This is a genomic window from Bacillus sp. M6-12, from assembly GCF_002860285.1.
Lineage (GTDB): Bacteria > Bacillota > Bacilli > Bacillales > DSM-1321 > Peribacillus.
This window is the reverse complement of record NZ_PGVF01000014.1, coordinates 151,046-165,881: the sequence shown is the minus strand read 5'-3', so window position 1 is coordinate 165,881 and position 14,836 is coordinate 151,046. Positions and strand designations below refer to the sequence as shown.

Here is a 14,836-nt window from a genome sequence, read left to right as displayed (position 1 = left end):
ATTTTATGGCTCTTTCATCCTTACAGTTTTTCTGCAATTCTTAATTTAGCGGATCTGGACCTGTTATTATTCTCCAGTTCTTCTTCACTTGGCAGGATAGGTTTTCTGTTCACCAGCTTCAGGACAGGCTTGAATTCATCCGGAATCACTGGCAGGCCAGGCGGCAGCGGTGGAGTTTCACTCGCAGATTTAAAAACGGACTTGCATATCCTGTCTTCCAATGAATGAAAAGTAATAACGGAAATTCTTCCTTCTGGCTTTAATAACTCAATGGACTGTTTTAAAGATTCTTCAAAAACCCCAAGTTCATCATTAACAGCAATCCGGATCGCCTGGAAAATCCTCTTTGCCGGATGGCCTCCTTTACGGCGTGCCGGTGCAGGGATGCCTTCCTTTATTAACTCAACAAGCTCAAATGTGGTGCTGATTGGCTTGATCTCTCGAGCTGCTTCAATTTTTCGGGCAATTTGCTTGGAGAATTTCTCTTCCCCATATTGAAAGAAAATTCTTATCAGGTCTTGGTAGGACCATCCATTCACAACATCAAAGGCTGATAAACCTTCATTCTGGTTCATCCTCATATCGAGTGGCGCATCATGGTGATAGCTGAATCCGCGTTCCGGTGTATCTAGCTGCGGCGAGGAAACTCCCAGGTCATACAGGATTCCGTCGACTCCCTCCACTCCCAGATTTTCAAGTTCTTCTGCGATATGCTTAAAGTTCCTTTGAATCAGGGTAAAGCGCCCTTTATAGGGAGCAAGCTTATCCTCCGCATTTCGGATAGCCGTTTCATCTTGGTCAAAAGCATACAGCATCCCTTTTTCAGACAGCTGCGATAATAAATACTGGCTGTGGCCTGCACCGCCAAGTGTACAATCCACATAAATGCCATCAGGTTTAATGTTTAATCCATCTACAGTTTCTTTTAGCAATACAGTCGTATGTTGAAACAATTCAAACACCTTCCAATCGAGAATTGATTCCTGAGTCCGGAAATGCCTGATTGGTTAAATATCAAATCCAATCATATTTTCTGCAATTTCGGCAAAAGAATCTTCTGAAGTTGAAAAATAGTCTTCCCATAGAGACTTACTCCAAATCTCAATCCGATTGGAAACTCCGAGAATTACACATTCTTTTTCCAGGCTAGCATATGAAGTCAAAGGAGTAGGAATATTGATTCTTCCCTGCTTGTCCAATTCACATTCGGTAGCACCTGAAAAGAAAAAGCGAGTAAAGGCACGTGCGTCCTTTTTCGTCAAAGGCAGGGCTTTCAGCTTCTCTTCCAGCTGTTTCCACTCGCTCATGGGATAACCAAATAAGCATTGATCGAGTCCGCGGGTCAGAACAAACTCTTCCCCAAGACTGTCTCTAAACTTAGCCGGGATAATCATTCGGCCTTTATTATCAATGCTGTGATGATACTCGCCCATGAACATGCCTTCTACCCCCACTTTCTATCTCAAATGTACCACAATCCCCCACTTTTCTCCACATGTTTTTAAATTCGGTACGATAGGGCCACAACCCTGCATTTACTCCGGTTTTTTCGAATGATTTTTGCTGACAAAAAATACAAAAGAAATAGCGCAAAAGCATGAACAATGGCGATAAATCAGGTGCCAGGCAGCCTTGAGGTTTCATTTTTGAAAGCGCAAAAAAACAAGGTGCATCATGCACCTTGTTTTTTTTTATACAGATGGTCCCCATAAAAAATGGCATTATATAATTACAATTTTGTGCTGATTGTTAAATTCATATTCAAGCTCCATTAAATCACCTATAAAATCAGGGCCATATTTATTCAGATAATAAAATATGTTCCAGATTCTCTCCTGGGGGGATTTAAGCGGAAAAAGCGAACAGCCGATCCTGCTGTATTTCGTTAAGATAATCTCGTGATTCCGCCGAGTGCTCTGCATGATTTTTTCATAGATAAAATCAAGCTGCCCTTGCAGAAATTCACTGTTTTTTGAAAGCAGCGGCTTCAGTCCGCTATCAATTAGCAGACCCTTCTCAGCTAATTGCTTATGATTTATTGCGAGCTGTTCCTTTGTTTTTTCATAGATTTCCTGAAGTGCGGTGTCCTTTACAGATTCCAAAAATCTTGCTTCAGCAGCCTCTGTTCCATTCAATAGCACTTCAGATAACTCGAGTCCCGTTTCATCCAGGTCAGTCGAAATGCCTCTTTCCAGAATTGTGATGTTAAGGCGAGGGACGATAGGGGGCATCTTCATACCCATTACCTCAAAGCCCAGCTTAAGCTCTGCCCAATAGGCTATCTCCCCAGGGCCTGAGATGAAGGCAAGGACTGGAAACAATTTTTCCTGCATAATCGGCCTGGTGACTACATTATTGCTAAGCCGCTCCGGATTATTCCTCGCTATTTCAAGCAGTTCGGCTTCCGTAAAGGAAAGTTCCATATTTTTGCATTTAAAGATATTTGCCTCACTATCAAATATCAGAAGAATCCGTTCCTTCCTTTCGGGGTCATAATAGAACAGGTTGGCCGCATCTTTTTCAAGCTCTATCGCCCTGCTGTAGCCCGCTTCTTCAATTGCACTTTGCTGGGTCAGAACCCCAGAAGTAATAGGCTGTGAATGTTCAATCAGTTCTTGGAAATACCCGCTCTCGATCTTTCTTAGTCTTGGGTCAGCCGCATCCATCAGCAGCAATCCGTAATCCTTAAACCATAAGTTGATTAAGTTAGTAAAGAAATCTGTAAAACTGCCGCTCGCTTCAATAATATGTTTTGTTTCTGCCAGAAGATTACTGGTATAATCTGTTTCACCAAACGTTTCAAAAATTGCTTCCGTCCATTCCGCTGCCACTTTGGAATCAAGCGGCGTATCTGAAACCATCGTTTTTTTCGGCTGATATAAGGGGTAGGCCATTTTTTCCGGCTTATTCTTGCCCATCGCATAAATATGATTTACTTCTGGAAGGTCATGATCTTCGCCGGCAATCCAAAAGACAGGCACAACAGTCTGGTTTAATGCTCTCGTTTGCTGTTCCGCCAGCTTTATAATAGAAATAATCTTATGTATCGTGTATAAAGGGCCACTAAGCAAACCTGCCTGCTGCCCTCCAATAACCACCGCTGATCCTTCTTTTCGAAGCGCTTCTATATTTGATGCTGCTGCCTCTGACATACCAAAATCATTCATATATTCATATATGTAATCAGCCAATTCTTGCCTCTGAAATGAGCGTGAGGCTAAATCATCATACCTCGCCTGATACAGATTATCGTCTGTAAGGTCATAGTGAAAATACTTTCCAGCCTCAAGCATGCCATTCAAATAGTCGGAAGCAAACCGATTCATTGCTGGCAACGCAAGATTTTTTATCTCCATTTATGTACTTCCTTTCCCTGCACTTCTGAGATTCCAATATGAGTATATCACCTCAATAAAGGAAAACAAATAAAGTTGCCCGTTAACTCTTCTAAACGCCTGCGCATTACTTAAGCTAACAAAACCTGAGAGATCCGGGATATCATGCCCCAGATAACAAGACAAAAATAAAAACAGAAGAATATCAGGAAATTCACTCGCCAAAAGCCTTTAATAACCCTGCTAATGATTATTTCCTGCTTCACTTTATAGTGCGTTATCACTACCGTCGATGCAACAGCCAGCATGATAAGCAGCAGCATCCATATGAGAGAGTGGCCCCAAATTGCCTGAATAAGATAATGGACAGAAACAATAAAGAGCAAAGTACTGAAGTCCATCGACAAGTGAACAGACTTACGGTGATTTTTGGTAATCTGCTTGGCGATGATAAAGAAAACAATATAACCTAAAAGCGGAATAGTTACGAATGTGGCTGCTAACCACGAAAAAATCGTTGTCACAAACTTTCCTCCCCTTGCTGTTCGATGCCTTTTATCAGCATGTACAGCATTGCTGCCATCTTGGCATCAACAGACTTCTCTTTTGCCTTTGATAAAACAAACCCTAAAATGGCATCTATTTCTGTCTGTCTCCCTTTTTCTATATCTTTTAGCATGGATGACCTGTTTTTCGCAGTCGTCCAGCAAATATCTTCTACATGTTTTCGCATGCCTTCCCTGTCAGAAAAACCGAGTACATCCGCAATTTCGTTAAACAAAAGCAAGCATGCTGCATAATATTGCGGATTTGAAACCAGTTGCCCATTCTCAACCTTCAATAAGGCGGTCATCGGATTTATTACAGCATTTACTACCAGCTTTTTCATCAGCATATTATAGTAATCCGGTTCGCTTTGAAAGGGGAAAAATGCAATGCCTTCCGAAAACAGATCAGAATCTGTTCTGCTGAACGAGGCTAGTCTAGTAACACCCATGCCCGTATGCTCAACAGTATTTTCATTATGTAAAAAGGCTCCATGTTCTACAACCCCGAAAAGAATTTCTTTTGCAGGCAGATGTTTGACCTGGTCGATATGTGACATTCCATTCTGAACAAACAGCAGCCTTCCGCTGAAGTGATCCACCGCTGGCAAGATCGTCGAAAGCTGGTATTGCTTTACTGAAATGATAAGAAGATCTTCCCCGTTTATGCCATCAGCAAGAGGCTGAGCTTTCATCTTCCTCTGCAAACTCAGTTCACCGCGAATCAGCCGGACCCCTTCTTTGCTGATAGCCTCCGCCTGTCCCCTTCGGTGCGTGTAAACAGTGATTGAATACTGCTCACTTAAATAATAAGCAAAAAGCAACCCGATGGCTCCCCCGCCCACAATGCCAATATTCATACTAACCCCCGGTCGTTTGTCGTTGTACAATATTTTAGCAAAAATATCCTTCTGAATGCTATAAGAGTTCGTAAAAAGTTATTTGACAAGGAAGGAAGCCTTTGGTTATTCTTTTTTGCGGAATTTTTTGATGGTTTCATATATAATGAATATAAAGTGTTTTCTTTAACAAAGAAGCAGCAAAACAAGGCTGACAAGGGAGAGAAATGTATGGATTTCAAGGTAGAAAGATTGCTTGTCAATTATAAAACATTAGAGGAATTCAAGAAGTTCAAAGAATATGGGATTCAAGAACTTTCCATGCTCGATGATTTAGAAGAAAATATCATCGAAAATGACAGCGAATCTCCATTTTACGGAATCTATTTTGGCGAAAAGCTTGTGGCGAGAATGAGCCTCTACCAAAGAAGTGCGCGGTTTGACCGTTACTTTGACCCTCAACAGGGATACCTTGAACTTTGGAAGCTTGAGGTCCTTCCTAATTATCAGCGCAAAGGTTACGGTAAAGCATTGGTAGGATTCGCAAAAGGCTTTGGTCTTCCAATAAAAACAAACCCGCGTGTCCAGTCTCATGATTTCTGGAAAGCCATGGGCTTTACTCCAGTTGAATACGATATGGAACGCGACCTTGGAGAAAATCCATTACTTTGGCATCCAGAGGGCTTGTAAAATAGTTTGTCTGCAAAAACGAAACAGTAATGTGAAAATAACGGCAGGCAGCGTACTTCAGGGATAGAATCCACCCTGCGGCAATTTAGCTGTACCGTTTATTACATTTCTATACAGATGTATCATTTTCCTTCCATCAAAAAAGGTGTGAAACGGGTTTTTCGAAACCCGGTTTTCACACCTTTTTCTTCGGAAAGGGGCGGAGCTGCCCCAGTTGTTCGGCATGAGATAAACTAATAAAAATTATCGTTTAGCTTGGCTCACACCGCATTTATAGTGATCTCCTGTGCTATTACTTATTCTTATTCCATGCATGGGCTAGGAGTTAAGACTAAATGAAAGTTTTCAGCAAAAAGAACAAGTAGATTACAATTTTATTTTTTGATGTTTTTCTTCATGGCCAAAGATATTTCTGGCCCGGTCCATGATTTTGATGAGGTCGTAATAGTCATTCTTGACAGAAGCGAGCTGACCTTCAAGCTCCTGAATGCCTTGTTTCAATTTTTGATTTTCATTTTCCAAAGCTTTTATTTCCAATATGAGCTTGTTTTCTTCTTCACTGTAATTATTTGATTGCTGATCCAGGTTTGTAAGGTAATCAATTATATCTCTTATCGAGATACCCTCCATACCTTTTTCCTCATTGTATTCTTCCAAAGCCTGAACAGGCACTTCTATTTCTGCCTGTAGAAGGGCGTTTTCTTCCTGTGGCTGGGCAGGTTTCTGCTTTTTTAACTCCTTACGCTGTTTTTTTGCAAGCTCAATTCCTGAATTATATTGCTTTCTTACATATGAATTCCATCTGAATCCGCATGCAGCTGCAGTACGGGATAACTGACGCCCAGTTTCCTCAAACGCTTTCAGCTGAGTGCTTCCGTCCCTGATATGCCGTAAAACTATTTCTGCCAATAATAAATCCTCGTCTTGTGTCCAAGCATCTTGTCTTGCAATTGACATCTTATTCCCTCCCAGCAAGTGTTTAATTCAATTTATGCACTTGCTAGAAAAGATAGAAGGAAAAAGATATAAAAAAATTATATATTCTTTTTGCGAGTTACGAAATTTTCAACCGCCTTCATATGAGCATCGGATACCCAAAGCCTGGAGCATTCCTGAATTTCCGCTTCAATCCTCGTCTTAAGACCGCCCGAAATCCATTTATTCACTAGAAGAGTCTTATAGGCTTTTATGACATCCGCTTCCTTATTAAGAATTCCCTTCAATCTACTCTTCCAGCTGTTGTCATTTGCATCCTCCATGATTTCATCTATGAAACTTAAAGCGGCAGCCTCCTCCACATTCATGATTTCTGCAGGTAAAAGCAATTTTAATGCATGCTGGTATGGGAGTTTTTCGAACAAAATCGAAGCCCCGCCCCAGCCTGTTGTAATCCCCTGGGAACCCTGGACGAACCCTATTTTTGCGCCTTTTTTCGCAAATCTGAAATCACAGGCAGCCGCAATCTCACATCCTCCTCCTACTGCTGCACCATTGATAAAGGCGGCAGTAGGCTTCGGAAACACAGCCAATCGATAAACGATGTCTCCCATTTTAGAAAGCATTTCATATGCTTCCTTTGCGGTGTGAAGCGAATGAAATTCTCCAAGGTCTCCCCCTGAACAAAAGGCTGTCCCGCGTCCTGTTATGATCAGCATCTTTATTTCCGGATCGGCTTTTGCAGCATCCATTGCATAGGAAAGCCCTTCCATGACATCATAATTTACCGCATTCTTTTTTTCTGGTCTATTTATTTCCGCAATTAAGCAGCCCTGAATCTCTTTTGATAACACAATGGCATTGTTCAAAGTTATACACCCTTCGTTAATAAATATATGGTTCCTAATAATATTTCTTGTAAGCCATCTGCTTTTCCTTCCCATTATGATAAAACAGCGGCAAGTAGGCTCATTTTAAACACAAAAAAAGCACAGAGATTTCTCTGTGCTTTGCGGATAACTGAAAAGAAATTACTTGTTTACAACTTCTTTTCCTTTATATGTTCCACATTCTTTGCAAATACGGTGTGCAAGTTTCATTTCACCGCAATTTGGGCATGCTACCATACCTGGAACTTGAAGCTTGAAGTGTGTACGACGCTTTCTTTTTACAGTTTTGGACGTTCTTCTAAAAGGTACAGCCATTATTCCCACCTCCTTAAAAAATGAGTAAAGAAGCTATGAAACCATTCTTCTTGTTTCCATTTAAGATTCCTTATTGTCAAAAAAGTTCGCAAGCTGCGATAGACGGGGATCGATCTTCTGTTTGTTTTCTTCTTCAGAAACTACAGCCCAATCTTTCCCTGACTGAGGCGCGGCGCCTTCGGCATTGCTGTCCTCACAAAAAACCTGCATAGGAATTTCAAGCAATAAGTGCTCTTTAATAACCGGCAGCAGATCCACAACGTCTCCTTTTACAACGGTAGTATCATCTTCATCAAGATCATACTCAGCCGCTTTTAAAAGAAAGGTTTCCGTCGTGTCAATATTAATTGGGTAATGCACATCTACCAGTGTCCGGGAACAAGGCAAAACGAATTCGCCAGAAAGTGCAAGATGAAAGGTAACTTTGGTTGAGCTAATATCGGCCCTTCCGGTTACTCTTATTGGAGAGACATCACGAATCTGCTTCTCAGAAGCTTTCATTTCGCTTACGTCCACAATTTCATCAATTTTCATTTCTTTATCCCGGTATTTTTGAAGTTGACTAATTGTCCATTTCAAATAAATCACCCCAAGGCAACAAAAGTAATTATAGCGGTCATTCCAACGTTTGTCAATATTTTTTCTTTACACTATAATATAGTAGATAATATGGTTCTAACATCGGGCAGCACACTATTTTTGCTGCATTCTATTATCTTTTTACACTTCATTGCATTTTCTAAACATGTTTACAAAAAGCAAAATGACAGCAGATTCTATTTTACCATTATCTTGATAAAAGACAAATTGTTTGATTGAGGTGCTACGATGAATGCTCTTGGTGTAATCGTTGAATACAACCCGTTTCATAACGGCCATGCCTACCATCTCCGAAAAAGCAAGGAAGCAGCCGGAGCTGATCTAATAGCTGCTGTAATGAGCGGCCCTTTTTTACAGCGGGGAGAACCTGCCCTTATCAGTAAATGGGCCAGGGCTGAAATGGCTCTTAGCGCGGGAGCTGACCTCATCATTGAGCTTCCGTACAAATTTGCTTCCCAAAAAGCAGAAATATTTGCCGAAGGTGCTGTAGCAATCCTGCAGGCACTAAAGTGTGAATCATTTTGTTTTGGAAGTGAACAAGGTTCAATTGAAACGTTCGTAAATACATATCAATTTCTTGCAAGCAACAGAGGTGTTTTTAATCAAAAACTGAAATTCTATATGGAAATGGGAAATAGTTTTCCAAAAGCAAATGCCCTGGCTTTTAAAGAATTGGGTCCCTCTTCTGAATTGCTTGACCTGTCCCAGCCCAATAATATACTAGGATATCAGTACGTATCTGCTGCCCTATCCCATAAATACCCAATCAGCCCGCTGACAATCCAAAGGACACAGGCTGGCTACCATGATACAGAGCTCACCGGAAATCCGATTGCCAGTGCAACGGGCATCCGCAAGGCCCTATTGTCCGGGAACAGCAGCATTTCAGAAATCGAAAAATATGTACCAGCATCAACAAAAGAGATCCTTACCAGTTATTTTAACCAGTATCGGACTTTTCATTATTGGGAGTTATACTGGCCCTTCCTTAAATATAGAATCATGACAGCTTCAGTAAAAGAATTGCAGCAAATTTATGAAGTCGAAGAGGGAATAGAATACCGATTAAAAGAATTTGCAGCAGAAAATACATCCTTTCAAGGTTTTATGGAAGATGTTAAAACGAAACGATACACATGGACAAGACTTCAGCGAATATGCGTCCATATCCTTACCAATACAAAAAAAGAAGAAATGCGGCAGGGGGATTCCAGTCCGGAATATATCAGGCTGCTTGGTATGAATGACAGGGGGCGAAGATACCTGCAGCATGTAAAAAAAAATCTGGAACTGCCGCTTATCTCAAAAATCGGTTCAATTAAGGGAAATTCAATTGACCTGGATATACGCGCAGGCGCTGTTCACTCACTATGTCTTCGTCCTCAGGACCAGTCTGCGTACATAAAAAGGGAATATCTCCCGCCTGTAATAATGTAATAATAAGATACGTGAATTACCATATAGAAGCCGGAGAAAACGGAACAAATTTAAAAGTAAAATATTCATCTCGGTAATAATGAACAATGCTCGTTTTCACTGAATTATTATTCATTTTCACCGATTAAAAAATTTATCACAAAATAATGTTCTATTTCACAGAATAAAATATTCATCCAGAAAAATTGTCCTTTTTTGATAACCACTTGTAATTTCAAATGTAAAAAACCTTGTCATTCAAAGCTGACAAGGTTTTCTTCCTTTTTTGTTATGCAATTGTGCTTATCCTGTCTATTTCTTGGCTTTTAAACCTTCCAGATAATCAACAGCTTCACTGAACGTATCTATTGGAATGATTTTCATACTCGTATTAATATCCTTAGCCGCAATTAATGCTTCCCGATAATTTGAGCCAGATTCGCCACCCTCGTTGGGAGCAAGGAATATTTCCGCCCCAGCCTGATCTGCAGCTACGATCTTCTGCTGAATACCGCCTATAGGTCCGACTTTTTCGCCTTCTTCCATTGTTCCGGTTCCTGCAATATTATAACCCTTTGTTAAATCACCTTTGGTTAGCTGATTATATATTTCAAGCGAGAACATCAGGCCTGCGGAAGGTCCTCCGATCTGGTCTGTTTTAACCTCCACCTTAGGATCTGTACTGATTGATTTATCTTCTACAAGTGAGATGCCAACTCCGACCCGGGAAGCATCTTGCTTAAATGGCTGAACCTTCAGCTTCACTGTTTTCTTTTTCCCATCCCGTTTTATTGTGAGCGTAACTGTTTCGCCAGCTTTCTTTTTGCTGACATGGCTGGTAAACTCTTCGGATGATTTAAAAGCAATTCCATCTGCAGCAGTGATTCGGTCGCCGGCTTTTAATATTCCTTCCGCAGGCATATTTTCCATTATCCCGCTGACGAAAACACCCCGGTACTTGATTTCATACTTTTTCCCTGCCTCATGATAAGCCGTTTTGATGGCATTAATCTTTGAGCCCTCCATTAGGTGGAGCTGCCTGATATTGTACTCTTCATCAGTTTCATCTTCGGCCCTAATATATTTTTCAGGATAAATTTCATGGTATTTATTGAATTTAGCGGCTGCATAGGAATAGATATTGGCTTTACCCATTCTAACTGTTGTAAGCATAAAGCTGCCTTTTGCATCATCGCCGCCCTCTACCTCTATAATGGGCTCTAATTCCTTTGCCATGCCTGGCTTTGAAACATAGTAAGGCAGATAAATAAAAGAACTGCCCGCTATAAGCAGCAATGCCAGGAGGAAAGAGCGGGCAAATGGATTACGTTTCTTCACGGTGTGTCTCCTTCCAGGTCTCTATGCACTTAAAAATAGCATCGATATTTTGTCTAGCCTCTTCTTCTCCAATAGTAATCATTTCCTCAATGTTTGTAAACGCTTTGGAACTGTACTTTTCTACACGGGGACGAATCATTATATCAGATGCTATCTTTCTGAACTCTACCAGCTCCATTTGCAGGATATCCAGGCTTTGCATAATCACATCAAAAATTGAATTTATTTCCACATCCTGTTTAACGTGAGCGACGTCCACAGCAATCACAATATCCGCACCCATCGACTTGACAACAGAAACAGGTATCCTGTCGACAACACCGCCGTCAACCAGCAAGCGGTTATTTATCTTTTCCGGAACAAAAATGCCAGGTATGGAAATGCTTGCCCTGACCGCTTCTGCAATTGGCCCCGTCCGAAAGATGACCTTTTCACCTGATTTAATATCAGTCGCCACAATGGCAATCGGAATATCAAGCTCTTCTATCATTTTGCCATGGGTAAACATGTGGATAAGCTCCTTTATCCGCTTTCCCGCCACAAAACCCATTTTCGGAACAGTCAAATCCACATAAAACTTTCTTTTAAATAATTTCGCAAGCTTATATAGCCGATCAATATCGGAACCGGCCGCATAAAAAGCACCGACCAGCGCTCCCATACTGCTGCCGGCAATTAAATCAATCGGAATTCCTTCTTTTTTTAAAACTTTAATGACTCCAAGGTGGGCAAAGCCCCTGGCTCCTCCCGACCCTAATGCCAATCCTATTTTCGGCTGAGGCAAAAGGATTCCTCCTTTCTTTGCAAAATAAGCAAGTTTTACATTTTCAACATGTATTGATGATTAGCTCCAGCGCCCATCCCCGACGCACACGGCGTGCTAGTGCCGGGGCGGTGGCACAGAGAATGCTTCGGCAGCGACATCGCACTTAAACAAAGTGTCAGCTTTGTGAGGACGTGACGGTTTTAGCCGTTCATCCTCTAACCGGGGCGCTTGCGCTTTTCTGGCTCCTTTTCAAACTTATGGTCTAAATGTCTTTCCTATGAGTATATTGTGTATAGCAGGACAAGAATAGCGAGTCCCAGTCTTTTTTTTATTTTACCATCAATGAAAATTGGCTGCTTAAGAAACATCTTTATACCGCATTCGCAAGAGTGAACCTCTTAAATATATGGATTACCAACCCCGCAGGAGGAGGCCTTTGAAGGTGTATAAGTCTAGAATAAAAACTATTTTTTTAGCGCTGTCTGTAACCATCATGGCAGGAGGACTGATTACTTTTCCTCAGGAATCCTTTGAAGCTTCAATAAGAGGCCTTAATATGTGGTGGGAAATCGTATTTCCTTCCCTTCTTCCGTTCTTTATTATGTCAGAGATGCTGATCGGGTTTGGCGTTGTGAAATTTATCGGGGTTCTGCTCGAGCCTTTTATGAGGCCTCTTTTTAAGGTCCCAGGAGTCGGGGGATTTGTTTGGGCAATGGGAATGGCATCAGGGTATCCATCCGGGGCTAAGCTTACAGCAAGGCTTAGACAGGAACGGCAGTTGTCCAGGATAGAGGCAGAAAGACTTGTTTCCTTCACGAATTCGTCTAATCCATTGTTTATCTTTGGGGCCGTATCAATTGGATTCTTTTATAATCCAAACCTGGGCATTATTCTTGCATCATCCCATTACCTGGGCAATTTCTGCGTTGGTCTGCTGATGCGTTTTCACGGCAAAAAAGAAAGCCTGGAGAAAAGGCCAAAACGCTCCACTCCCTCCATTAAGCAAGCACTAAGGGAGCTTCACAGGACAAGAATAAAAGAAAAACGCCCGCTCGGAAAACTCCTTGGAGATGCTGTCCTTTCTTCCATTCACACGCTTCTGATGATTGGTGGCTTCATCATCCTTTTTTCAGTCATAAACAAGCTTTTATATCATATGAAAATCACAGGACTCTTGGCAAAAGGTGTGGAATACATACTTGCTCTTTTAGGCTTCCCTGAAGTGCTGAGCATTCCGCTTATTTCCGGCATGTTTGAAATTACCCTCGGTTCTCAAATGACGAGTGGGGTCCAGGAAGCAACCCTGATGCAGCAGGCGATTATTACTAGCTTTATTCTTGCCTTTTGCGGCTTCAGTGTTCAGGCTCAGGTAGCCAGCATTCTTTCAGAAACGGACATCAGGTTTTATCCTTTCTTCATTGCCCGTATCACACACGGTTTCTTAGCAGGATTCATCACCTTCGTCCTTTGGAAGCCAGTTTATGAAGGAATGCATATGTTCGGACGTCCATCTAATTCATACCCTGTGTCTGCAGGGCAGGAAGCAGGCTGGGAAACCGCTTTATACCATGCCGCAACTAGCGCCGGTCCGCTCATAACCATTGGTTTCCTGGTGATTTATATTATTTTGTACGCGTCTAGAAACCGCAAATGAAAAATCCTATTAAAAATTCCCCTTTACCATAAAAATTCAGCGTAATGTATCTGCGAAAAGGCTGATCTCTCCTTTTGAAGCTGCAGTTTAATATTAATAATTGGCTTCAATTAGAATTAATCTTACAAGCAAAAAAACCTTGTTTACGGCAACAAGGTTTTTTTGCTTATTTTATTTATATTTTCCCAAAAGAGCAGCTTCAACACTAGGAGGCACCAATTCTTTGATTTTCCCGCCATACTTGGCTACTTCCTTAACAATGCTTGAACTCAAGAATGAATATTGATTATTGGTCATAATGAAAAAGGTTTCAATACGTTCATTTTGCAGTCTGTTCATAGACGTAATTTGCATTTCATACTCAAAATCGGATACCGCCCGCAATCCCCGGATAATGGCATTGGCTTGAATGCTCTCGGCATATTCCACAAGCAGTCCTGAAGATGAATCAACCTTTACATTGGGCAGATGACTGGTAACTTCTCTGATTAACTGCATCCTTTCCTCAACCGTGAACAGCGGATTTTTTGATGAATTATTCATCACCACCACATATACCTCATCAAAAACCTTTGCCCCTCTTTGGATTATGTCTAGATGCCCAAATGTAATGGGGTCAAAACTCCCTGGGCAAACGGCTATTTTAACCATCGGAATTCCTCCTGCTCATTTTGCGAATGTTCTCTTTGAAAAAACGTTACCGCAATAATTCCATATGTTTCCTGTTTCCATTTAACAAGGCTTCCGACTCGATCAGGAAGTATAGTTTCACTGCTATGCTCGCACACAATCAGTCCATTATCTTCTAAAAGCCCGTTGCTATGTATCATTTCAAGTAAGTCAACTATTTTTTGAAGCTTATAAGGCGGGTCAAGGAGAATAAGCCGGAATGAAAGGTCACGCTTAATAATAGCCTTCAGCGCCCGTTCCGCATCATTTTTATACACCTCTGCCTGCGCAGAAAAATGGCAAGCTTCCAGATTTGCTTTAACGGTCTGGATGGCCTTGTGTTCCCGGTCAACAAAAATAGCCTGTTCAATTCCCCTGCTCAATGCTTCGATCCCAAGCCCGCCGCTGCCTGCAAAGAGGTCAAGGGCTGTCCCGCCGTCAAAATACGGGCCGATTATATTAAAAATCGATTCCTTCACTTTATCAGTAGTCGGCCGCGTTCCGCTACCAGGAACAGCCTTCAGCGGCCTCCCCTTGCATTTTCCCGAGACTACTCTCATTTATCTCACCACATTTTTTGACAAATTTCTTCACTCACATATCCTAACACATTCCATTTTTCGAGCCAATACCCTGGTACTCTTTAGATAGAAAAATGACCTCAGCACTACCCTGTGTTTAACGGTACATTTCACAGTCTTATTAGAAAGCTGCCCCTGCCTTTATGCACGAAAAGCAGACTGCCATGGAATACCCCTGTGTAAAACAAGCAAATTTTTTGAAAGGTAACTTCATTTTTCGCTTCCGCTTTTCTTACTATTTGCAAAAAAGTCCAATTAGATG

The 14,836-nt window shown here is 41.5% G+C and carries 16 protein-coding genes; 3 read left to right on the top strand and 13 right to left on the bottom strand.

The window, feature by feature from the left end; translation table 11 throughout:
- Window positions 1–20 precede the first annotated feature (20 nt).
- The 5 genes from rsmH to CVD28_RS15980 all read right to left on the bottom strand — a co-directional run bounded on the left by rsmH (window position 21) and on the right by CVD28_RS15980 (window position 4,740).
- On the bottom strand, window positions 21–953 hold the full coding sequence (rsmH, locus tag CVD28_RS16000; protein ID WP_101593593.1) for a 16S rRNA (cytosine(1402)-N(4))-methyltransferase RsmH: 933 nt from the start codon (window positions 951–953) through the stop codon (window positions 21–23).
- A 54-nt stretch (window positions 954–1,007) separates the two neighbouring features.
- Window positions 1,008–1,439 (bottom strand): division/cell wall cluster transcriptional repressor MraZ, encoded by a 432-nt coding sequence (gene mraZ / locus CVD28_RS15995; protein WP_101593591.1) that lies wholly within the window; start codon window positions 1,437–1,439, stop codon window positions 1,008–1,010.
- 282 nt (window positions 1,440–1,721) lie between these two features.
- Window positions 1,722–3,356, bottom strand: a complete 1,635-nt coding sequence (gene bshC, locus CVD28_RS15990) for a bacillithiol biosynthesis cysteine-adding enzyme BshC (protein ID WP_101593588.1) — start codon at window positions 3,354–3,356, stop codon at window positions 1,722–1,724.
- A gap of 110 nt (window positions 3,357–3,466) precedes the next feature.
- Window positions 3,467–3,859, bottom strand: a complete 393-nt coding sequence (locus CVD28_RS15985) for a DUF3397 domain-containing protein (protein WP_101593586.1) — start codon at window positions 3,857–3,859, stop codon at window positions 3,467–3,469.
- Complete coding sequence (locus tag CVD28_RS15980) at window positions 3,856–4,740, bottom strand: 2-dehydropantoate 2-reductase (RefSeq protein ID WP_101593582.1); 885 nt, start codon at window positions 4,738–4,740, stop codon at window positions 3,856–3,858. The genes CVD28_RS15985 and CVD28_RS15980 overlap by 4 nt, the downstream gene beginning before the upstream one ends.
- Window positions 4,741–4,950: 210 nt before the next feature.
- Between CVD28_RS15980 and CVD28_RS15975 the strand changes: the two genes are divergently transcribed.
- Entirely contained in the window at window positions 4,951–5,409 is a 459-nt protein-coding gene (locus CVD28_RS15975; RefSeq protein WP_101593580.1) for an N-acetyltransferase, read from the top strand.
- A 366-nt stretch (window positions 5,410–5,775) separates the two neighbouring features.
- Here CVD28_RS15975 and CVD28_RS15970 read toward each other — a convergent pair whose 3' ends face one another.
- The 4 genes from CVD28_RS15970 to CVD28_RS15955 all read right to left on the bottom strand — a co-directional run bounded on the left by CVD28_RS15970 (window position 5,776) and on the right by CVD28_RS15955 (window position 8,129).
- A complete protein-coding gene (locus tag CVD28_RS15970; RefSeq protein WP_101593577.1) occupies window positions 5,776–6,366 on the bottom strand; it encodes an RsfA family transcriptional regulator in 591 nt (196 codons plus the stop codon).
- A 77-nt stretch (window positions 6,367–6,443) separates the two neighbouring features.
- Entirely contained in the window at window positions 6,444–7,214 is a 771-nt protein-coding gene (locus CVD28_RS15965) for an enoyl-CoA hydratase/isomerase family protein (protein WP_257985888.1), read from the bottom strand.
- Between the two features lie 162 nt (window positions 7,215–7,376).
- Entirely contained in the window at window positions 7,377–7,550 is a 174-nt protein-coding gene (gene rpmF, locus CVD28_RS15960; RefSeq protein ID WP_101593570.1) for a 50S ribosomal protein L32, read from the bottom strand.
- Between the two features lie 60 nt (window positions 7,551–7,610).
- Window positions 7,611–8,129, bottom strand: coding sequence for a YceD family protein (locus CVD28_RS15955; protein ID WP_101593567.1), 519 nt, complete (start codon window positions 8,127–8,129; stop codon window positions 7,611–7,613).
- 249 nt (window positions 8,130–8,378) lie between these two features.
- On the opposite strand from CVD28_RS15955, the gene CVD28_RS15950 reads away from it, so the two are divergent.
- A complete protein-coding gene (locus CVD28_RS15950) occupies window positions 8,379–9,587 on the top strand; it encodes a nucleotidyltransferase (protein ID WP_101593565.1) in 1,209 nt (402 codons plus the stop codon).
- Between the two features lie 291 nt (window positions 9,588–9,878).
- On the opposite strand, the gene CVD28_RS15945 is transcribed toward CVD28_RS15950, so the two are convergent.
- Both CVD28_RS15945 and CVD28_RS15940 read right to left on the bottom strand, forming a co-directional pair.
- On the bottom strand, window positions 9,879–10,904 hold the full coding sequence (locus CVD28_RS15945; RefSeq protein ID WP_257985887.1) for a SepM family pheromone-processing serine protease: 1,026 nt from the start codon (window positions 10,902–10,904) through the stop codon (window positions 9,879–9,881).
- Window positions 10,891–11,688 (bottom strand): patatin-like phospholipase family protein, encoded by a 798-nt coding sequence (locus tag CVD28_RS15940; RefSeq protein WP_101593562.1) that lies wholly within the window; start codon window positions 11,686–11,688, stop codon window positions 10,891–10,893. The genes CVD28_RS15945 and CVD28_RS15940 overlap by 14 nt, the downstream gene beginning before the upstream one ends.
- Before the next feature lie 424 nt (window positions 11,689–12,112).
- Here CVD28_RS15940 and ylbJ point away from each other — a divergent pair, with 424 nt between their 5' ends.
- Window positions 12,113–13,324: a sporulation integral membrane protein YlbJ gene (ylbJ, locus tag CVD28_RS15935; protein WP_101594210.1), complete on the top strand. Its 1,212-nt coding sequence runs from the start codon at window positions 12,113–12,115 to the stop codon at window positions 13,322–13,324.
- Window positions 13,325–13,495: 171 nt separating this feature from the next.
- Here ylbJ and coaD read toward each other — a convergent pair whose 3' ends face one another.
- Both coaD and rsmD read right to left on the bottom strand, forming a co-directional pair.
- Window positions 13,496–13,975, bottom strand: coding sequence for a pantetheine-phosphate adenylyltransferase (gene coaD / locus CVD28_RS15930; RefSeq protein WP_101593559.1), 480 nt, complete (start codon window positions 13,973–13,975; stop codon window positions 13,496–13,498).
- Window positions 13,963–14,553 (bottom strand): 16S rRNA (guanine(966)-N(2))-methyltransferase RsmD, encoded by a 591-nt coding sequence (rsmD, locus tag CVD28_RS15925; RefSeq protein ID WP_101593556.1) that lies wholly within the window; start codon window positions 14,551–14,553, stop codon window positions 13,963–13,965. Before rsmD ends, coaD begins: the two co-directional genes overlap by 13 nt.
- Window positions 14,554–14,836: the final 283 nt, after the last annotated feature.